The organism is Chitinivibrio alkaliphilus ACht1 (assembly GCF_000474745.1).
Classification (GTDB): domain Bacteria; phylum Fibrobacterota; class Chitinivibrionia; order Chitinivibrionales; family Chitinivibrionaceae; genus Chitinivibrio; species Chitinivibrio alkaliphilus.
Genome location: NZ_ASJR01000004.1, coordinates 94952 through 117553, shown reverse-complemented (window position 1 = coordinate 117553; position 22602 = coordinate 94952). Strand labels below are relative to the sequence as shown.

The following is a 22602-nucleotide window of genomic DNA, read 5'->3' as shown; positions in this document are numbered from 1 at the left end:
GAACTGCAATGCTATCACACGTTTACAGTATGGCCCTTCTCGGCCTTGATGCTTTCACAATTAAAATTGAAACAGATATTACGGAAGCCCTTCCAAGCTTCACCATCGTAGGCCTTCCCGATGGAGCGGTTCGGGAAAGTAGAGAGCGGGTAATGTCTGCTATTAAAAATTGTGGGTTTGAATTCCCCGCGAGAAAAGTAACCATAAACATGGCACCGGCAGATATTCGCAAAGAAGGCTCTGCGTACGATCTCCCCATAGCCGTAGGGATACTTATTGCCTCAGGACAGGTACACCCACATACCGATATGAGCAATACTGTTGTTATTGGAGAACTCTCCCTTGATGGGTCGATAAAAAAAATTACGGGGTGCCTACCTATTAGTCTTGGCACTCGAGAACAGGGGTTCTCTCGTATTCTTCTTGGCCGGGAAAATGCCGAAGAGGCCTCTGTAGCTGAGGGAATTGATGTTGTACCTCTCGCAAATCTTCTTGAATGTGTTCAGTTCATTGAAGGAACCCAAAACATTCCACCCTGTCGCTGTCGAATAGGAGAATATTTTTCTCAAAGAGAGCGTGGAGAAAAAGATTTTATCGATGTAAAAGGGCAAGAACATGTGAAGCGTGCCATAACTGTAGCCGCAGCGGGGAATCATAATATCCTGATGATTGGACCTCCCGGTTCCGGAAAAACCATGATAGCACGACGTATCCCCTCCATCCTTCCGCCCCTCACCCTCGATGAATCTTTGGAAACTACCAAGATACACTCTGTTGCACAAAAACTTGACCCACAACGTCCCATCTTAACAACCCGACCATTTCGCTCACCCCACCACACAATCTCGTATGCTGGATTGACCGGAGGAGGTTCCTACCCGCGTCCAGGCGAAATTAGCCTAAGCCATAACGGGGTACTATTTCTTGATGAGTTGCCAGAGTTTAACAAAAATGTTTTGGAAAACCTGCGACAACCCTTAGAAGATCAACAAGTAACCATATCCCGTTCAAGCCTTACCCTTACTTACCCTTCAAACTTCATGCTCATTGCTGCAATGAACCCCTGCCCGTGCGGATATTACGGAGACACCTCCCAGCGATGTACCTGTACCCCAACGTCCATCGCCCGCTACATTTCAAAGATATCGGGTCCCCTCCTCGATCGTATAGATATTCATATTGAAGTACCAGCCCTTCCTTACGAAGAACTAAAACAAAAGAAGGGAACCAGTACGTCACAACAGATGCAACAGCATGTAGAGCATGCAAAAAAAATTCAAGGAGAGCGATTTGCTAAGACCTCCATTCATAGCAATGCATCTATGGAGCCACAGCATATGCGTACCCATTGTGATATGGATGAATCGTCAAGTTTGCTCCTCAAAAAAGCCATGGAGAAACTCGGACTTTCTGCACGAGCCTACGATCGCATCATTAAGGTGTCCAGAACCATAGCAGATCTTGCAGGTAGTCCGACCATATCCTCCCAACACGTTTCTGAGGCAATACAATATCGTACCCTTGATCGCCGGCGGAATTGATATATTTTGTAAAACGTACTATTCTTTCAAGGGATGCTCCCATGAAATTCCTTCTTTGTATCTTTTTTGTTGTGCTGTACCCAACACATGCTGCTCTATTAGAGCTTGATACAACAGAGCATGACTTCGGCATTTTGCCCTATGAAGGCACCCCCATCGATACCGTACACACCTTTATTGTACAGAACACCGGCCAAGATACCCTCAAGATATCACGTGTCCGCATGAGCTGTGGCTGCACCGATGTTACCTATGATAGTATTGTGGCTCCGGGAGACTCCACGCACCTTACAATTCATCTCTCCATTGCAGGTAGCGGGCAACATGCACACTCCGTCACTCTCTTTAGTAATGCACAAAATGAAAGTATACAACGTATTCATCTTCGAGCACACGCCTTTTCCGGACTTACCCTCGAAAGTCGCTTTCTTCATATTGTCGAGGAAGACGCTCACAAGAATCAGTTTAAAGATACTTTGTATGTACTCACAGAAAAAAGTATCTTTCCCCTCACTCACATCTATTTTCTTCGAGGCACATCAACAGAGGAAGATATTAAGATCCCCGTAGAATTCACGCACCAGCCTTCTGAGGTTAATCCTGACCTGGTTATAGCAGCCCTTGCAGATTATATCTCTGCCAAAACCCGTCTTATAAAAGATGCGGGATTTAAAACAGATCCCCCTCTTACTGCCTTAAAAGAAGTATGTCCGGCTTCAGACTACGCAAAACAATGTATGCACATACTGGATGAACGAGAAGCAATCATGGAGTATGTAGCCAACTTACTCGGTCCATCAGCTCGACCGGCTCAAGAAATACACCGTAGACTAAAACAACGCTATCCATCTGAACTTGAACGGCACACCGTACCAATTTCGTTTTACAGTAGCGTAGAAGGATATGCGGGAGGAAAACTTCTGTTTTACGGACCTCATGGGGAAATTACCCGAGCAGTAGTGACCTTGGAAGGAAAAGAGTAGGGGGAGCCTCAAAACGGTAGAAAAGCCCCCCCCGTAAAGTTAGGATACCACAATATTAACTATTTTATTGGGGATCACAATCACTTTTCGTACCGTAGCACCTTCGGTAAACTTCTGCACATTTGGCTCTTCAAAGGCACGCTTCTCAAGATCTGTTTTGGCAGAATCTTTGGCGGCGGTAAATTTACCCCGCATCTTTCCATTCACCTGTACCACAATAGTTACCTCGTCCTGTATGAGGGCCGAAGGATCTACCTTTGGATAGCTGGCAGAAAAGATAGAACCAGTCTCCCCAAGTGATTGCCAGAGCTCTTCCGAAGCATGAGGAATAATTGGAGCAACTGTCCGTACAAGTATTGAGACTGCTTCTCGTAAGGATCTTTTCCCTGTTTTCGGGGTCAATTTTTTAATCGTAGTCGTCAACTCCATCGCTCGAGCAATGGCGGTATTAAACTGCCAATTCTCTTCGAAAGAGGCGATAGATTTTTCTAATGCGTAATGAGCAGCATAACGAATAGCCGCATCACTTGCTCCTTCATCTGGAGTTGCAGGATCCATAAGGTGCGCAATGGCATCTTGAACAACAGCCCAATACCGTTTGATAAAACGGTAAATACCATGAACTCCCTCTTCACTCCAAATGCGATCTTTGACGGGAGGGGTATCGGAAAGGATGTACATACGCATTGTATCTGCACCGTACTTTGAAATAATATCTTCTGGATCAACCACATTCAGTTTTGTTTTGCTCATTTTTGTTACTTCACTGGTAACAACCGCTCCACAATGGACGCAGGTTCCGTCTTTGACATCGCTCTCATGAAGCCACTTATGGGTAGTACAATAATGAGCGGTAGAACAGACCATCCCTTGCGTGAAGAGCTTCTTTGCCGGCTCTGTAAAATCAATCACCCCCATTTCATTCAAGACCTGAGCAAAAAAGCGCACGTAAATCAAATGCATAGTTGCATGTTCAATACCCCCAATGTAGATATCAACGGGGCCCCAATAGTTCACCTCATCTGAATGAAATGGCGCATCATCACATTGAGCAGAACAAAATCGCAAATAATACCACGAGCTATCGACAAAAGTATCCATGGTATCAGTCTCCCGACGTGCTGCTTCACCACACTCTGGACACGCTACAGAGACAAAGTCTTCACAATAAGCCAAGGGTGAATCTCCACCGGACTGAAACTCTACATTCTCGGGAAGTTGCACAGGAAGATCTTTGCGGGGAACCGGAACCGTGCCACAACTGGGGCAATGAATCATGGGAATGGGACAGCCCCAATATCGTTGTCGTGATAAAAGCCAGTCACGTAAACGGAAGTTAACCTCCCGTCGCCCATATCCTTTCTCTTCAAACCATGAAATGATATCGTTCATGGCATGGCGATTATTTTGTCCCGTAAAGGGGCCTGAATCGACGAGTACGCCATCACCGGTATATGCCTCTGTCATATTCGCAACAGTAAATGATTCTGACGCATCTTCAGGTTGGATGACAATTTTTCGCGTAATACCATATTTTTCAGAAAATTCAAAATCTCGTTGGTCATGAGTTGGAACAGCCATAACGATACCTGTTCCATAATTCATGAGAACAAAATTCCCCACATAGATAGGAATACGATCACCGTTGACGGGGTTTATGGCATAGGCACCGGTGAACACCCCTTCTTTTTCTCGCGCTTGTAACTCTTTTTCTGATGTTCCTAAAGATCGCATTTCAGCAACTTTTCCCAACACTGAATCAGGATCATCAGCATGTGCAGCCAAGGTCTCAACTAAGGGGTGTTGCGGAGCCATAGACATAAAAGTAACCCCCCACAGTGTATCAGGACGAGTCGTGTAGATTTCTACCGACTCATCATGCCCCTCCACTTGAAATCGAATTGTTGCTCCTTCAGAACGGCCAATCCATTCCTTTTGCATTTTAATAACCCGTTCTGGCCATTCATTGCAATTTTTATGTCCATCAAGAAGTTTCTGAGCATATTGAGACATGAGAAAATACCACTGTGCAAGATCACGCTGAGATACAGTGGTGCCGCACCGCTCACAACTACCATCCTGTACTTGTTCATTGGCAAGGACGGTTTCACAGCTGGGGCACCAATTTACCGTTCCATCTTTTTTCTCTACCAATCCCTTTTCATAAAAACGGAGAAAGAGTTCTTGCGTCCATTGATAATACGCTTCAGATGAAGTGGCAAGCTCGCGTTTCCAATCAAAGCCCCAACCGGCCATTTTCATCTGATCTTTCATGCGTGCAATATTGGTTTCTATATTTTCTGACGGGTGAATACCCAAACGAATTGCCGCATTTTCAGCGGGTAAGCCAAAGGAGTCCCACCCAATAGGAGTCATGACATTATACCCCTTCATCATATAATACCGAGCAACAACATCGTTAATTGTATAATTCATCACATGTCCCATATGCAGTGCGCCGGAAGGGTAAGGAAACATGCTCAGAATGTACTTCTTTTCCTTTGTCTCATCGGTTTTAGCAGAAAAAAGCCCCTCTTTTTCCCATGTATCTTGCCAGTATTTTTCTATGTTAGCGGGGATATATTCGCTCACAACTCCTCCTGATTTGGTGGTTTTCTTCCCTAATATATATCCTGCTACAATTATTCTCTACTCAATCCTATGAGAACACAGAAGCGGAGAAGTAACCCCTTCTCCGCTTCAACTTTTACCGATACTACACGTAGTTTTAACGCATATTAACTCGCAACACTTGAGAATACCCCTGACCTTGTACCTGCAACAATATTACATTGCTGGCAAAGGTATTCTGACCGAACCAACCGACACGGTTTTCACCCGCTTCCATACGATTTACGATTTGTCCAACCTTACGACCATCAGGAGTAAATGCTCTAATTGTATACATGCCAGCATCAGGCACAGAAATCCCCAAAGACTGTTCTGTTACAGATAGTAAGGATATTCCCGTGCCTGAAGAGACAGAACGGCCACTACCAATAAGGGGCACCTGGTCAGGAGAGAAACCGTCAATATAGACTCCACGAATTGCAATTTCTCCGGTGGCTCCATCAAAATCGGGAGTAATTTCAAAGGACTCAACCGTAGACTTATCAAAGTCTACGTTATCTGCCCACCCCGGCTGAGAAAAGGTGTTCGCATTTAAGGACAAGGTAACAGTCTCCCATGATCCACCTGTAGCAGGAAGAGATGCTCGATAATCACCTCCAGCTTGTGATACCGCATCCATGGGGAGGACAACGTTGAAATCGTTGGTTGCAGAATAGCTAAAAGTGATATACTCTGGCATTGCTAAGGAAGTAGAAAGAGCTGTAGCTAACCCACCATACGGCCAAATTTCATCATCTGCATTTTCTTCAACCATATCAAACGTTATCTCTACCAAGCTATCATCTTGGAGGAGACCACCTGATGTATCTATGGATGATCCAAAATCATCGTGATATACATACCATCCAAGATACCCTGAAAGATTTACATCATCGCCATCATCATCGCCATCATCATCGCCATCATCATCGCCATCATCATCGCCATCATCATCGCCATCATCATCGCCGTCATCATCGCCGTCATCACCGTCATCATCACCTTCATGCAGGAATGCCGCCAAAGCAGCTACAAAGGGAGCATTATAGTAAATACACACTTCACTTGTGTAATACCCGCCATCTCCGCCACGTTGTTCCCAATACGTCCCTCCTTCATCGGTGGGACCACCAACAAGAGCTCCCTCAAGACGATACTCATTTGCAGCATCACTGCCAAACTGGCCCCATCCGGAACCAAAGGCACATGGTGCCCCACCAAAAGCAGCCTTGTGGTGGATTAAATCCATGGGGTAATCATCCCCATATCCAGAAAGGAAACTATATCCCGCACTGAAATTACCAGCAGAACCGCCATGATCTCCAAGAATAAAGTCGATGTTTGCCTCTGCAAAATCACGGTAATGCGTGCTATCAGGAAAAAGATCATAGGCTAATAAGGCAACATACGAGCCGGCCGCAGTATACTTTAAACTACCCCATCCATTCCAGAAAGCAAAACCAAGATCTGTCATTTTATCAAGATAATTATCTACTTCACGTCTCAGACCAGTTCCTTGAGACGAAAGGACTTGCGCAAAACTATACACAGCAAGAGGATTTACACGGTTATAATTTAAAACATAGTACGTGGGAAGACCTCCACCATTTTCTACAAAGGAACGAGTTGCCAGTAAGTAGTCTTGCTCTTCCGTTGCATTATACAGCTCAATAGCACCGAAGGCCATGTCGTCAGCAAAGGTATCATCTTCATAGGGACTGTTTTCTTCTTGACCATCCATTGTACCTAAGGCTTCATGTTTTGCATCACCAAAGGCAAACATCTTTTTGGCCGTTTCCAGGCATAAGTCCGCATACTCTTCGTCAAATTCACGATATGCCCGTGACATCATGGCAAGCACAGCAGCATGGGTACCCGCAACGTTGGAAGCCCCCCCTCCATCTACAGAATAATACCGACGGGAGCCTCCGGTCTCATTGTTTGTTTGATAATCGGGGCGAGAACAGGACTGGTGGTGATCGCTCTGCATATCTCCCACCTGGTAGTAAAAAGTGTCGCCTTGAAGCATCTTTAACGCGTAGTCCGTGTAATGTTTAACCTCAACTAACACATCGGGGATACCATTGGGACTACCGGCTGAATTTTCGTAGGAGTAATTATCTTCAAAGGCATCTGGAAAATTTAAATAGGCGTGCAGAAGCAATGCTGCTGAATAGCCACCGGTAAGACCAAATTTAATATGGTCTCCGCAATCATGCCAGCCACCACCCAAATCAACCCCATCAATGCTATAATCGTGCCAGTGACATGACTCATGTCCAATCCATGAATGTACGTCACTACCGCATCGCTGGGCACCAAAAAAACGGACAGACATATTTAAAGCTTTTTGATAATCGTGTCCAAATGTCATCACCGCAAGGGTGATACACATAAGAGCAGATACCATAGTACGTTTTGTAACCTTCATACACAACCTCTTTTTGTAAAACACCGTAATATCCTCTATGAAAACCAACCCAGGAGTAGTTCCTGTTCTGTTTCATCTCCGTAGTAATTTAATACATTTCTGACATAATTGCCACTATTTTACGCTGAAAGTATGTACAATTCTTCCATCAGATGTCTCCAGAACACCGATGTACGTACCTCTGCGTAGAAAATCAATCCGCAGCTCCGTATTTCCTTGAAATAGTTGCTCTTCATGAACCCGACGCCCCTGTGTTGTATACAGAGTAAACAATCCATGGGAAATTTCCCGTGGAAAGAGTATTCGCCCCGGAGCATGTCGTATACCGTAAGAAGATGACTCTACAGACGAAGAAATCGTCTCTGTTGTATAGGGAGCAAAATAATTTAGTCGGAGGCTATACAAGGAGATATCCGTGGTACTCCCTTTCTCTCTTCCTTGAAATGAAAGGGCATAGACATCTTCCATACGGGGGGTATCTCGTTGTAAATACGAAGGTGTCCAGTCTGGCTGGACAAAATCTCCAACAGGAATAAAGAGGGTTGTTACGGTGTCCGTTGCAGGAAGCTGGTAAAAATGAGAGGCTCCTCTATCAGTTAATTGTCTTTGGTCAAGGACAAGATTGAAATCTCTGTCTGCAGAGTAGGAAACAGCAATATAATCAACCGCATCATATGCCCCCTCTGCACGGCCTACCGCTTTTATCCATGAGTAACTACTATAGCCATCCTCAAGAAGAGAAAGTGAAATTTCAAGGAACTCATCATTCGTAGTATAACGAACCTCCGAACCAAGAAGATCGGCATCGACCTCCCAGGAAATATGTTCTATAAGACACGGGGAAAGTCCCGTCGTATCTTTTTCTGCAGAGGGATCTCTATAAAATGCAGTAAAGAAAAGATCTTGACGTGGCATAGTAAAGACGATTGTCTTTTCTGTTGACGTTGGAAGAAAAGAAACATCCCCACCCCACTTAAAAACTCCGTACCGGCAGGAGGATCGTCCGCATGGATAGTCACCGTATCCCCCACTTCGTAGACACCACCACCGGTGCCATTATGCACATTTAGTCGAAACTCCCTCTGCCCCGGTCTTTCCTCCACAGGGTTCCACCAGTTACCCGATACCACAAGCATAGATAGAAGGTTGAGTGCTGTTCGATATACGCTTGTCTCTTTCCCTTCTCGCATTAGGGCCCAGCTTTTGTTTAAAAAGTCCTGATATTCTTCATCAATCATGGCTGTTACTGCAAAGGGTGCTTGAAAGGCAATCGTTGGTGCCCGCCCCTCAATTGGCGTACCATCAAGATGATAGCCTCCCACTATCTCAGCAGGATCTCCTCCGGTCTTTTCCATGACCCATGTCATCATATTTTTTGCTGCTTCTCGTGCCTCCGGGCTTTCAAAATGAACATAATCCATACCGATACGCCAAGGAACACGGCATGCATTCCAGTCATATTTATGTGAGTTTGGTTCACCAGTACCTCCTCCATCAGGGTCGGGATAGGGATCTCTGCCGGCAACAAAATCAGGCATCAACCCCGTCTGGGGAGAATAGTTTTGGGTGATGGCATCCATAATACTGTACACGGTGTCTACCGCTTCAAGCCAAAACGCATCTTCCGTTGCCCAGTAATAGGTCCGAAGATGAGCAGTCATCCAGTCTGAACTCCGTGTGGTATAGTGATAATTATCACTCCATTGATCCCAATCTCCCAGCATAATACGAGCCGTATAAGGAGACATGCAGTCTTCTTTTAACCCCCGGGTAATAAGATTTTGTGCCGCCTGCAAATAGTCTATTTCCCCATCTGAACCCCACTGACGATGCGCAAGAAGAAGAGCATAGGCAATGTCCATATCCCCATCGGTGGCTGAGGAACGCTCACCACGTTCACGCTCCAACCCCTCAATTTCCCATGCCATATTATAGGAATTAACATAGCTTGGATTGTCTCGATAAAATTGATACATTCCATCAAAATATTCCTTAGCTCCCTCGTCATATCCTGCCATAAGAGCAAAAACAATCATACCGTACCCGTGAGCCTCGGAAACTGTTGCCGTGGTATCAAAGCCAATGTTTGTTCCGCCAGCAAGCATGTAATATCCCCCGGGGGTACGCAAAGACTCACGCAAAAAGGTTTTGTAATGCTCATAGACAGCAATAACATCTTCGTTCATCTCTTCCTGGGTATATCTATCAGGCTGAATTGCATGCTCAGGGGAAACCTCTTGCGGAAACGGTCTTTGTGGCCCTGCCCACAGCTGAACACTGAGAACAAAAAGACAGAATAACAGTTTTATACACGGCATATCAACTCCATCTGGTTACAGTACCTAACTATCCTTGAGGGGCCCACCAATTACCCGAAATTAAAAGCATGGAAAATAAATTAATCGCTGTTACATACACACCATTACCACGATCTTTACGCAGGATATCCCACGATGCATCAAGATAGTCTTGGAATCGCTCATCAACCGTTGCCGCAAGGGCAAAAGGCGCCTGAAATGCTACAGAAGAGTAATCTACTAACTCTTCACCCGAAAGGGTATAGCCTGCCGTAATACGACGGGGATCCCCCTCAGTGTGGGCAATAAGCCACTCTATAACGGTACTACAAAACTCTCGCGCCGCAGGAGATTCATGGTGTAGATACTCCGTGGCAATCCGCCATGGAACTCGACACGCATTCCAATCATACTTCTCAGAATTATTCTCATAGGTTCCACCACCACGGGGATCCGGTTCGGGGAACCGCCCCGTAATAAAGTCGGGAAGAAGGCCGGTGTGAGGAGAGAATTCACTCTGTACACTTTCTATCAAGGCGTACACAGTATCAATAGCCTCAAGAAAAAAGTCATCCCCCGTAACATCTGCAAATGCGCGAAAATGAGCAGGCATCCAGTCGGATGTACGAGAGGTATAGTGATCCCTATCCCAGTCACCCAGAAGGGTTCGTTTTGTACGCTGAGACATATTATCCACCAAAATCCCATGAATAATCATGTCGTATGCCTTTTGACGATAGTCATACCGCCCCGTGGAACCCCATTGATTGTGCGCCAAAATAAGGGCATAGGCAATATCTAAATCTCCATCGGTAGCAGAATTTCTGGGGCGTCGACGTTCTTGCCCCTCAATTTCCCATGACATATTATAAGGATTGGCACCACTGGGATGATCCAGAAAGAAAGCAACCATACCATCAAAATACTCTTTTGCCTCCACATCATGCCCAGCCATAAGAGCAAAAAGTATCATACCATATCCATGAGCTTCCGAAACGGTTGCCGTGGTAGAAAAATTAACATTTGTTCCACCTGAGTGGATATAATACCCTCCTTCAGTTCTTTGAGACGGGCGCAAATACGTATCACGGTAGTACTCATACAGATCAACCACGTGGTTATTCAACTCTTCTTGAGAGTACTGGCTGGGACGAATCGCATGCCCCCACCGTTCCTCCTGTGGAAAAGGGCGGTGAGGCACAGTATCAGCACCAATACAACCTGCACAAAGAATCCATAGAAGGAAGAAAACGACGTGGCCCATACACAACTCACTTGTCACGGTGGTATATCCTATTACTGCTTACTGTATAGTATATACAAAACTGTTCATATTTCATATTTATCTTTTGACATTTTTGCTCATTTAATACCCCATGGACAGGAGATTCCAATTTTAAAAAAAAGCGAAGTTTTACCACTCCTTTTGCCACATCATAGGCGATTTCTGTTAAAATTTCAAACAAATTGTTGCAAAAGCGATCGAAATTGTCTTACATACGGATTGGCACACTTTTTGTTTTAGACCACATGAAAAGAATCGTATTCAAAATACAAAGGAGTTTCCCATGAATTTTGAAACATTTACCAAGAAAGCCCAAGAAGCAATACAGGAAGGACAACTTACTGCCCTTGAACGAAACAACAGCGAAATAGCCCCTGTCCACATTCTCCATGCCCTTATTTCTCAAGAAGAGGGATTTATACCAGAGTTATTAACCACCATGGGGAAAGATCGGGACATGTTACAAAAGGCCCTTGATCGCGAACTTGCCAAACTCCCCTCTGTAAGTGGAACCGGTGCACAAAGCCCATACCTGTCACGAGAATCCACCCTGGTGCTTGCTGATGCTGAAAAAAGAGCTCGAAAAAGCCAAGATGCCTACGTATCTACGGATCATCTGTTTTTGGGAATTCTCCATAAAAGTCCCCCCATGAAACAGATACTTACCTCCCACGGTATAACCGCAGAAGCAGTAGAGGCTGCTGTAAAGGAGTTACGCAAAGACAAAAAAATAACCACGGATACTCCTGAAGATACCATGAATGCTCTGGAAAAATTTGGTCAAGATCTTACCAATCGTGCCCGTGAAGGAAACCTTGATCCAGTCATTGGTCGCGATGAAGAAATTCGTCGGGTAATCCAAATTCTTTCACGGCGAACCAAAAATAATCCTGTGTTAATTGGTGAACCCGGCGTAGGAAAAACAGCTATTGCAGAAGGACTTGCCCGGCGTATCATAGAGGGAGATGTACCGGAAAGCTTAAAAGAGAAACGTCTCGTCTCTCTTGACATGGGAGCACTCATTGCCGGAGCCAAATATCGTGGAGAATTTGAAGAACGTTTAAAAGAGGTTCTTCGAGAAGTAAAGGACGCCGGTTCTATCATCCTTTTTATCGATGAGCTCCACACCGTTGTCGGGGCTGGAAAGACAGAGGGTTCCATGGATGCTGGTAACCTCTTAAAACCGATGTTGGCGCGGGGAGAGCTTCACTGTATTGGAGCCACAACTCTTGACGAATACCAAAAGCATATTGAGAAAGATGCCGCTCTGGAGCGACGATTCCAGACAGTAATGGTTGAACAACCTACGGTGGAAGATACTGTATCCATACTCCGGGGGCTTCGTGATCGCTATGAAGTGCACCATGGGGTTAAGATTCGTGATGACACTCTCATTGCCGCGGCGACCCTTTCCGATCGCTATATTACCGCTCGATTTCTTCCGGATAAAGCCATTGACCTCATGGATGAGGCTGCGGCATTACGCCGTACGGAGATCGACTCCTCTCCTATTGAGATAGATGAATTAACACGAAAAAAACTCCAACTTGAAATAGAGATACGCGGGCTGCAGGAAGATGATGAATTTCAAAATTCTGAGAAATTACGGGAACTCCGTGAGCGCCTCGCAGATATTGAAGAAAAACGAAATACTCTCCTTACACGGTGGGAGCGAGAAAAGCAAACCGTCTCACGACAACGTGAGCTTCGGGCCCTCTTAGATCAATATAAATCAGAACTTGCCCGGGCAGAACGGGAATACGATCTCACCCGTGCTGCAGAGCTGAAACACGGCCGTATCCCACAAACCGAAGAAGCTCTTCAACGGGCCGAAGAGCATTCACGAAATAATGAGGAAAACAAACTTCTCTCAGAAGAAATTACTGAAGAGGATATTGCCACAGTGGTAAGCAAATGGACTCGAATTCCTGTTGAAAAACTCGTGCAGGGCGAACGGGAAAAACTGCTTCATTTGGAAGACAGACTGCATGAACGAGTTGTGGGTCAAAACGATGCCGTACATCACGTTTCTGATGCAATCCTTCGTGCCCGAGCTGGTTTAAATGACCCCAACAAACCTATTGGCTCATTCCTTTTCCTCGGACCTACGGGAGTGGGGAAAACAGAGCTCGCCCGCACCTTGGCAGAAAATCTCTTTGATGATGAACGAGCCATGGTGCGAATTGATATGTCTGAGTGTATGGAAAAACACTCTGTGTCAAAACTAATTGGAGCACCTCCGGGATATGTTGGGTATGATGAAGGGGGAAAACTAACCGAATCGATACGCCGTAAACCCTACGCGGTAGTTCTGCTTGATGAAATCGAGAAGGCGCATCCTGATGTATTCAATATTCTTCTACAAATACTGGATGAAGGGCATGTCACGGATTCAAAGGGTCGAGTGGTAAATTTTAAAAATACCATTATCATTATGACCTCCAACCTTGGTTCAGACAAGATTCTTGAACAGGGAACAGCACACATGGACTCCCTACGAACAACCATAGAAGGGTTACTCCATAACCATTTTAAGCCGGAATTTCTTAATCGTATTGATGAGACAATTCTTTTTCACGGCCTCTCCACGGAGCATATACGTGAAATTACTCGTCTACAGATAGAGCGACTACGAAAACGGCTTGCTGCACAAGATATTCAAATAGAAATAGATGACTCTGCCCTGACATACTTAGCACAAACAGGATATGACCCCCATTTTGGAGCACGGCCTCTCAAACGTCTTATCCAGCGTCGTGTAGAAACAGATATTTCTAAATTGCTCATATCAGGCGAATTGGATGCTACTCAAACCGTAGTAGTAACCCGAAATAATACGGACACTCTCTCCTACGAAGTGCGAAAATAAGAAAAAAGAATTGCGCATACCTCCGGAGGATGCTACACTTACATATCAAGTGTAATTACACATAAAATACCTCCGGAGTGTGTATGGGAAAAACAGTTCTACTTTGGGCAATCGATATACAGCGCACGTATCAATATGCAAACAGGGCAACACAAGAGTTTTTCCATCTTGCAGAAGAGCAGGAGAATATGTTCACCGAAGAAAGCCCCTTATACGAAGAAATTGAACAGGTTCTCTCCTCTGGAGAGGCCCTGTGTACGTGGACATCCATGGAAAACTCTCAGGGAGAATCGCGTTTTTTTTGTGTGCATTTAATTCCCAATCTCCCACCATCAGCGGGGGCCTCACAAGTTCTCTGTTCTGCCCTTGATATAACTGACACACACAAAAAGAGACAAGAACTTGAGTATGAACGAGTCCTCTTTATGAATGGTCCTGTCATGTTGTTTCATTGGAAGGACATCGATACTCATAGCCTGTCTTTTGTTTCTGAGAATACCCAATCCATTCTCGGCTATTTCCCCAAAGATTTTCTTCAGAATAGAATTTTGTATACATCTCTCATCTCTTCACAGGATCGAGACACCTATACAAAAGAAATTACTCAAGCCATATCACATAAAGCAGAAACCCTGCACCATACCCCCTACCGCCTTGAAACTCATGTGGGAGAATACATCTGGGTTGATCACTACACCCTCTTCACCTATGAAGAGGGAGCTCTTTCAGACTGCGTGTCATATATAATAGATATTACAGATCAAATTCATCGATCTGCCTATGCAGACGCACAGCGAGAATATTTTTTCCGCATCACGGAATCTCTCAACATCGGTACATGGAAATGGAATATAAAAACCAACGAAACGTATTTCGATACGGGATGGGTCAATATTATCGGCTATACCTCGGAAGAATTGGGAGAAACCGGCTTTGATACATGGAAAAACCTCCTCCATCCCGATGACGTTTCCGAAACACTGCACGCCGTGAATCAATGCCTTAAAAAAGAATCAGAAGAACTCGACATTGAATTTCGTATGCATCATAAAAAAGGACATTGGGTGTGGATTCATGGGAAGGGAAAGATTTTGGAGTGGGATGAAACAGGCGCCCCCGTAACCATGTTTGGTACCCATATAGAGGTAACCAAGCAGAAGAAAACAGAAGAACAAAATCGACGAATTAACATTGCCATAGAACAAACAAAATCGACCGTTGTTATTACAGACCTTGAAGGAATCATTGAGTATGTAAACCCAGCCTTTACCCTTTCTACGGGCTATACAGCCGAAGAAGCTATTGGGGAAAATCCGCGCATATTAAAATCAGGACATATGGATGAAAGCTACTATGAAGAACTATGGAAAACAATTTCATCCGGTAGAACCTGGCATGGTGAATTCGAAAATAAAAACAAATCCGGCGATATTTACTATGAAGTTGCAACTATTTCTCCTATAAAAAATTCTCAAGGCGCAATTACAAACTACATTGCTATTAAAGAAAACATTACCGAGAAAGTGCTGGCAGAAAAGAAACTGCAAAGACAGTACCGCGAACTGGAAATTATGAATCACCTTATGAACGGTCGTGAAACCCGAATCCGTGAACTTAAGGAAGAGGTAAACACCCTGCTTCGCCGTCTTAATAAAAAACAAAAATATAATCCGGAAAAGGGCTTTTTCACTGATATCGATATACAGGAAACGCAAAATAAAGTTGCCGAGAAAACCTCTCGTATTGATATTTCAAACCAGATACGACAATTCCATGAAGCAAAGGATACTCTTTTCGAACTGGTCGCACATTTAGAGGAAAATTATCCACGAGACGCCTCTTCTGAATGTTCCTCTCTCTTCTCACAACTACTTTCTCTCAAAGAAAGTCTTGCGCAAGAAAGTACCACCCTTGAGCATGCTATCTATACTCTTGTCGAATCCATTGACGAAACAAGTCGAAATGCCTTAAGTATTGCCGAAGATGAAGAGCGTATGAGAAAGAAGGCCGAGGAGTATACCCTTGCCCTTACCAAACAAAAAGATATTGCTCAAAGACTTGCAAAAAAGGCAAAACTTGCCAATTCAGCGAAAAGTGACTTCATTGCAAACATGTCTCACGAAATACGAACCCCACTTAACGGTATTCTTGGTCTTATAAAACTTCTTCTCTCGACAAACTTAGATGACAAACAAGAAAAATTTGCAGAGAGTATTAGTAGTAGTGGCCAAATTCTTCTCAGCTTAGTCAATGATATTCTTGATATTTCTAAAATAGAAGCAAAACGTCTTGATTTAGAGTCAATCGACTTCAGTATTCATAAGCTACTTTCGGAAACGATGCTCAGTCTCTCCTTTAAAGCTGAAGAGAAGGGGCTTTCCCTAAAATATGACATAGCCTCAGATGTACCGGAGTTTTTCCGTGGTGACCCAATCCGCCTTCGGCAAGTGATAACAAACCTTGTATCAAATGCGATAAAATTTACCCACCAAGGAGGGGTTTTTATTCGGGTCACCACAGCAAAAGATACTCCCCTACATATTGCTGTGGAAGATTCCGGCATTGGAGTACGGGATGAAAAGAAAGAAGTACTCTTTGATAAATTCTCCCAGGCGGACACATCGACAACCCGAAAATATGGTGGAACAGGCCTGGGTTTAGCAATCTCAAAAGAATTAACAACCCTTATGGGAGGAGAAATTGGTGTTCGTGACAACTCTCCCCGTGGAGCTATTTTTTGGATACGCCTCCCTCTTCAGCAACCAAAAGACATAACCCTTTCTCCCCTGCGGGAACGAACATTACTCTTTATTATCCCCACTCATGAAGAGTATGTGTGGAACAAAATCAAGGATATGCGCCTCACAGCCGATCGATGTGAGAGTGCCCCAGAAGCAATTAATCATCTCTATACAAAAGAGATCGCATACGAAGGAGTTGTTGTCTCTGATGACTTGAAAGGGATGAGTGCCGCACAATTTGCAAAAACAATATCTACTATCGATGACTTTTCGTGTTGCAAACGAATTCTCCTTACCCGAGAAAGTGGCTCCCCCTGTGCACTCAGAATACACCCACAGTATCCACAAAGACGCTCCTATTACGGAGATGGGACAAGAGCTCCTTTCTGTTTTTTCTACAGACTCAACGCCCAAAACAACAGAAAAAGAAACACAAACAACACTGAAAAACACAACCATTCTTCTTGTGGAAGATAATGAGATCAACCAAGAAGTAAGCCTAGCATTACTTGGAGAAATGGGAGTTAAAACAGATTTAGCACAGGATGGGAAAGAGGTGATAAAACTGACCGAAGAAACGGTATATGATGTGATACTTATGGATATACAAATGCCTGAGATGGATGGCTTTGAAACAACAAAGTACATTCGAAACTATGTTGACAAAAATAAACAGACGCCCATTATTGCCATGTCTGCCCACGCTCTTTCAGATATCAAAGAAAAAGCCATAGAAGCTGGTATGAATGATTACATTACAAAACCGATAGATATGAATGTGTTACAGGAAAAAATTGAGAATATCCTTACCCATACGAGCAGCGAGATTCCAATTCCCGAAACCACCCTCATCTTTAACAAGGAAGCGTTTTTACACGGGTATTACGAAAAAGACGTTGCTCTTAAAATACTTACGGCATTTCTCCAACGTTTTCCTCGTGATCTAGAAAAACTCCACGACCTTGTGAATACAGAAGATTGGGATGCCCTGCGTCATCACACCCACACAATGAAAGGAGCAACATCAAACCTCGGAGTGGAAAAGCTCAATCTCTGCAGTGCCTTCATGGAGGATGCTGCAAAGGAGCATAACAGCGATCGTATCAAAGCGGAGTCACAACGTATAGACAGTTTGTACGCAGAAGCGAAAAAGGCCATAGAAGAGGCAATCAGCAGCAACTATTTTGGACAGAGTTGAGACAGGGTTGTTTCAATAATCCGACCAGACTCTTCTCCAGCCGTTCGCATATGTATATGCTCTGCATGGGGAGGAATAACGTGGGGAAACATGTCGGCCCATTCAATAAACACAACGGCAGTACTCTCAAGATATTCTGAAAACCCAATTTCGAATAGTTCATCTGGGGAATGAAGCCGATAAAAATCAAAATGATGCACATACTGTTCCCCTGAGCCATAGGTATTAACAATAGAAAAGCTTGGGCTATGAACGATCTCTCCCGGAAAGACACGACTCATATAGCCACGAACCAACTCGGTCTTACCACTTCCTAAATCGCCCTCAAGAGCAACTACTGCACCGGGAGAAAGCAAAGAAGCTAAGCGTTCTCCAATTAGACGAGTCTCCTGCGCAGAATGTGTCGTAAATTGCATACTAAAAGTCCAAGTCTAAATCAAGAACCTTTGGCTTTAGTACAGAAAGTGGCAGAATTACCTCATCCATACTGACTCCCCCACGCTCAAAGCTATTCTTATAATGCCGATTATACTCTTGATAGGACGCATGTTCAGTGAAATAATAGTTTTCTTTCAATGAAATATACAGGGTGGAATCACTTCGTACGGGAAGGCCGAATCGTTCAGGCTCTGTGAGATGATAGCCAAAACGCTCATCACACGAAACAGATTCTCCATAACGAAAACGCCCCGAATATATTTTTTGATCTTGCCCATAGTACTCCGTACCACGCGTGCTGAGGATATTCCCAGAGCTGCATGTGAGAATTACCGTAACTTCTTCACTGCTCAGTCTCCGTAGTAACTCATACAAACGAGAACCACGAAACCATGACTCAAGCATCTCACGAAAGGCTGTTCCATTTGCAGCCATTTCACCCAACGCTGCAGAAGAGTCAAATCCAGCAAAAAGCTGTAGAAAATCAGCATGAATGGTGGGAACACAGCCATCCCGTACAATGGAGGAAGCAATAGAGTCTATATCAATAGCCCCTGCGGAAAAATCGTAAAAGGTTCGTTTTTCGTGAGGAATATCACTTGGCTCAAGACCTATTTTTACCAACTCTTCCCACACAGTACCTCCCTGCTCCACCACACTCCAAAGGCTTTCATGCTCTTTTTTGATATCACGCGGAAGTGCACCTGTCAAAAGTGAAGAAAGGGCAATTTCCTTCGCCGTAGGAATAAGGGAGTAGTAGAAATAGTTGTTTACTTGAAAATTTCGTTTAATAATCCGTTGAATGGTAATGTATTGATCCATACGAAGAGAATCAAGAACCAAAAAGGCAATGGGGCGCCCAGAAGAGATTTCTGGTATAATGAATTTTTTAAGGATATCGTGACACATGGTAGGGCGAGCCACAGATTCCTCAACCCATTTCGGATATACTGAAATAAGCCAGTCACCAAATTTCTTATTTGCGTCGTTAAACTGTCCGTGATGTCCCTGCCGGATGGACTCATCATCGATATCAGAAAGACTCATTTCTCGTTTTATTAAACTGTGATACAGCTTTACCCACTCCTTGTATCCGAGAGAACGGTTCAGCGATGTTTGGATGTCAGAATAACTTTTTACAAAGAGTGTTTTGGCCTGTTTCGAAACATATTCTCCGGAATTAAGCAGATTTTTACAAACCAGTAACACTTGACTTGGATTCACCGGTTTGGTAAGATATCCATCAATATTTCTGCCAATCGCTTTTTCCATGAGCTCTTCTTCCTCGCTTTTTGTCACCATAACAACAGGAAGATCTGGGTAGAGCTCTTTTATTTCCACAAGAACAGTTAACCCATCCTTACCGGGCATCTGCTCATCAAGGAGCACAATATCATAACGGTCCTCCCCTTTTTGCAACTGATACAGCCCATCATCACCACTAAAGACAGGGGTTACGGCATAGCCGCGGGTTTCAAGAAACATGATATGTGAACGAAGATATTCGACCTCGTCGTCAATCCATAGTACGCGCTTACGCTTCATCGGCATGGACTGCTCCTTTTTTTGCCTGGGGTGCTACGGGCAATTCAATCACAATTTCAGTGCCCTCCCCCTTTTTTGTCCAGGAAATATAGATTTTACCCTTGTGATAGGTTTGGATAATTCTTCGTGCCAAGGCCAGACCAAGGCCCCACCCTCTTCTCTTAGTGGTATAGCCCGGAGAAAAAACCGTGTTACGCTTGTCCTTGCCAACACCACAGCCATTATCACGATGTCGTACAATAACAACCCTATCAACCTTTACATGTTCAGCGCTAATATATATCTCACCCTCTGCTTTATCCATGGCATCGAGGGAGTTTTTAAACAAATTTTCAAAAACCCAGCTCAGAAGATCGCTATTTAAAAGTACCGGGGGAAGATCATTTTTAATATCAACAGCGACGTTCACCTTTCGTCCAAAGACAGGAACACGCCGCGAAAAATATGCACCGTGATCTTCAAGAAGCTTTCGTAAACAGCTAGGACGCAAGGAAGGCTTTGAACCAATGAGCTCAAAGCGATTTGCCACTTTTCTCAAGCGAGCAATATCCCGTTCCATATCACTGGCGATATCATTGACTTTATTGGGAAAGCTGTCTTCTTCCATGGTATCGTAATCAAGGGTAAAATCTGATTCATAACTCGTGCTTTCTAGCTTTAAGTACTCAATCCACCCTAAAAGAGATGTAATGGGAGTTCCCATTTGATGTGCCGTCTCCTTGGCAAGACCAATCCATAAGCTTCGTCGTTCCGAAAAAAGTATGGATTTCAATACAATATAAATAGCAAGAATAATTATTAAGACAAAGAAAACCTCAAAGAAGGGAAGCAGACGAACCCCAGAAAGAAAGGTACTATCACTAAAGTAGAGCCACCCCATGCGTGTGGCTGAGTTGCCTGCATACACCAACTTAGGCGCATAGGTATTTTCAAACTCACGAACCTTCTGACGTAGATACTGGATAGTCTCGTAAGAATCGTCGTCATAGGCTATCTTCTCGCGTTGGAACAACCCTTTTCGTCGGTAGATATTCCACCAAATATGGGGCTCACCATATTCATCGGTAAAAATAATGGGCATATCAAAATCTTCCACAATACCTTGAATAATACTATGTTTTCGGTATTGACTTAAGTCACTAAAAAGAACATCACTCACCATTTCAGCGTGAGCTTGGGTGGAAGCTTTTGAGTAGGTTGTGAGTCGCTCAAGCATGTAGGAAGTATAAAGGGCATACCAAATAATACCAAGAATGACTAGGGCTATATAGAGGTATATATGCGTTTCAGGATGCACACTCCGTACATATCCGTAAATCCGCTGAAAAAAACCTTTTTCTCTCACAGACACTCCTCACCGGGGGTAAAATACGCAGTCATAGCAACGACAAAGAGGGGTTCGTATTTCAAATATAGTATATAGGATGCAACAGCGCCAGCCCACCCCGCGTATACACAAAATATTTCAGAATAGACCTGCATGGGAACAGCATTACTCACCAAGCAGTCAACGGATATATCACGAATCCATTGACTACTTCCGTGAGAATAACGACCTTAAAAATCGATAAGTTCAACCTCAAATACTAACCATGCATTGGGAGGAATAACGCCTCCTGCACCCTGCTCACCGTAGGCAAGCTCCGGAGGAAGTATGATTGTTCGTTTTTCACCCTGTTTCATTTCTAACAGAGCAGCATCCCACCCTGAAATCACCTCTCCCATGCCAAGGCTAAATTCGAGGGGAGTACCACGTCGTCTTGAACTATCAAAAACCTGTCCATCAAGAAAACTTCCCGTATAATGGACCGATACAGTTGCTCCTTTTTGGGGAGTATCTCCCGTTCCTTCCGCCTCACGAATATAGAAAAAGCCCGCCTCTGATTTTTGTGCATCGGGATATTTTTCTGCAATGGAAGCTGCCTGAGCATCCCGCTCTTTTTCCTGCCGACGCGTCTCCTCCTCTTTCACATCTGCAAGAAGTTGATCAAAATGGTCTTGATCTGCAGAGAACTCCTGCGCCGTACTGCCAACACGCTCTATATCGACATAACGAATCGTATCACCTTGCCGTAAGGAGTTCACCACATCCATACCGGACACTACTTCGCCAAACACGGTATGCTTTCCATCAAGATGTGGCTGTGCATCGAGGGTAATAAAAAATTGACTTCCATTGGTGCCAGGACCAGCGTTCGCCATAGATAATATACCCGCCTTTGAATGGGTTAAACCAGGTACAATTTCATCAGGAAATTGGTACCCCGGACCACCGCGTCCTGTACCAGTTGGATCTCCGCCCTGAACAACAAAGCCATCAACAACACGATGAAACACTACTCTATCATAAAAAGGATCCCCCTCATCTTGGGCAGTATTAGATATGTTCCCTTCTGCCAACCCAACAAAATTGGCAACAGTTAGGGGAGTTTTATCATAATACAACTGTATTGTGATACTCCCTTTCGATGTCTTCATTTGCGCAAATACACCTTCGTTCACACTCGACTCCTTTGAAAAAACTGCAAAGCTGAGTAGCCCCAACAGTATGGTTACACCTATTTTATTCATTCGTCCCCCTTTTTGTGACAGTACCATATGGGAAAAATCGATTTTCACAAAAATAGTATATCTCCTGTGTAGAGTTACAGAACTCTCGCAAAA

14 protein-coding genes are annotated in these 22602 nt (G+C 44.2%); 5 read left to right on the top strand and 9 right to left on the bottom strand.

Annotated features, from left to right (window positions below; translation table 11 throughout):
* Nucleotides 1–8 precede the first annotated feature (8 nt).
* Together CALK_RS03005 and CALK_RS11995 are read left to right on the top strand one after the other, a co-directional pair.
* Nucleotides 9–1541 (top strand): YifB family Mg chelatase-like AAA ATPase, encoded by a 1533-nt coding sequence (locus CALK_RS03005; RefSeq protein ID WP_022636174.1) that lies wholly within the window; start codon nucleotides 9–11, stop codon nucleotides 1539–1541.
* Nucleotides 1542–1582: 41 nt separating this feature from the next.
* A complete protein-coding gene (locus CALK_RS11995; RefSeq protein WP_022636173.1) occupies nucleotides 1583–2524 on the top strand; it encodes a DUF1573 domain-containing protein in 942 nt (313 codons plus the stop codon).
* A gap of 39 nt (nucleotides 2525–2563) precedes the next feature.
* Here CALK_RS11995 and leuS read toward each other — a convergent pair whose 3' ends face one another.
* From leuS to CALK_RS02975, 5 genes are all read right to left on the bottom strand, one after another.
* Entirely contained in the window at nucleotides 2564–5116 is a 2553-nt protein-coding gene (leuS, locus tag CALK_RS02995) for a leucine--tRNA ligase (protein WP_022636172.1), read from the bottom strand.
* A 136-nt stretch (nucleotides 5117–5252) separates the two neighbouring features.
* Complete coding sequence (locus CALK_RS02990; RefSeq protein ID WP_022636171.1) at nucleotides 5253–7565, bottom strand: glycoside hydrolase family 9 protein; 2313 nt, start codon at nucleotides 7563–7565, stop codon at nucleotides 5253–5255.
* Between the two features lie 114 nt (nucleotides 7566–7679).
* Nucleotides 7680–8480 (bottom strand): hypothetical protein, encoded by an 801-nt coding sequence (locus tag CALK_RS12765; RefSeq protein ID WP_155851775.1) that lies wholly within the window; start codon nucleotides 8478–8480, stop codon nucleotides 7680–7682.
* Entirely contained in the window at nucleotides 8393–9883 is a 1491-nt protein-coding gene (locus CALK_RS02980) for a family 8 glycosyl hydrolase (RefSeq protein ID WP_022636169.1), read from the bottom strand. The genes CALK_RS12765 and CALK_RS02980 overlap by 88 nt, the downstream gene beginning before the upstream one ends.
* Before the next feature lie 28 nt (nucleotides 9884–9911).
* Complete coding sequence (locus CALK_RS02975) at nucleotides 9912–11126, bottom strand: family 8 glycosyl hydrolase (protein ID WP_022636168.1); 1215 nt, start codon at nucleotides 11124–11126, stop codon at nucleotides 9912–9914.
* A gap of 304 nt (nucleotides 11127–11430) precedes the next feature.
* Between CALK_RS02975 and clpB the strand changes: the two genes are divergently transcribed.
* The 3 genes from clpB (at nucleotide 11431) to CALK_RS02960 (ending at nucleotide 17955) form a co-directional block, all read left to right on the top strand.
* Nucleotides 11431–14016, top strand: coding sequence for an ATP-dependent chaperone ClpB (clpB, locus tag CALK_RS02970; protein ID WP_022636167.1), 2586 nt, complete (start codon nucleotides 11431–11433; stop codon nucleotides 14014–14016).
* Between the two features lie 83 nt (nucleotides 14017–14099).
* Nucleotides 14100–17234 (top strand): PAS domain-containing protein, encoded by a 3135-nt coding sequence (locus tag CALK_RS11990; RefSeq protein WP_022636166.1) that lies wholly within the window; start codon nucleotides 14100–14102, stop codon nucleotides 17232–17234.
* Nucleotides 17125–17955, top strand: a complete 831-nt coding sequence (locus CALK_RS02960; RefSeq protein WP_022636165.1) for a response regulator — start codon at nucleotides 17125–17127, stop codon at nucleotides 17953–17955. Before CALK_RS11990 ends, CALK_RS02960 begins: the two co-directional genes overlap by 110 nt.
* Here the strand turns inward: CALK_RS02960 and tsaE are convergent.
* The 4 genes from tsaE to CALK_RS13260 all read right to left on the bottom strand — a co-directional run bounded on the left by tsaE (nucleotide 17937) and on the right by CALK_RS13260 (nucleotide 22509).
* Nucleotides 17937–18371: a tRNA (adenosine(37)-N6)-threonylcarbamoyltransferase complex ATPase subunit type 1 TsaE gene (gene tsaE / locus CALK_RS02955; protein ID WP_022636164.1), complete on the bottom strand. Its 435-nt coding sequence runs from the start codon at nucleotides 18369–18371 to the stop codon at nucleotides 17937–17939. The genes CALK_RS02960 and tsaE overlap by 19 nt on opposite strands.
* A gap of 1 nt (nucleotide 18372) precedes the next feature.
* A complete protein-coding gene (gene porX / locus CALK_RS02950) occupies nucleotides 18373–19944 on the bottom strand; it encodes a T9SS response regulator signal transducer PorX (RefSeq protein ID WP_022636163.1) in 1572 nt (523 codons plus the stop codon).
* On the bottom strand, nucleotides 19928–21283 hold the full coding sequence (locus CALK_RS02945) for a sensor histidine kinase (RefSeq protein WP_022636162.1): 1356 nt from the start codon (nucleotides 21281–21283) through the stop codon (nucleotides 19928–19930). The genes porX and CALK_RS02945 overlap by 17 nt, the downstream gene beginning before the upstream one ends.
* A 212-nt stretch (nucleotides 21284–21495) precedes the next feature.
* The gene (locus tag CALK_RS13260; protein ID WP_034636540.1) at nucleotides 21496–22509 is read right to left on the bottom strand and encodes a peptidylprolyl isomerase; all 1014 of its coding nucleotides are present in this window, start codon (nucleotides 22507–22509) and stop codon (nucleotides 21496–21498) included.
* Between the last annotated feature and the right edge of the window lie 93 nt (nucleotides 22510–22602).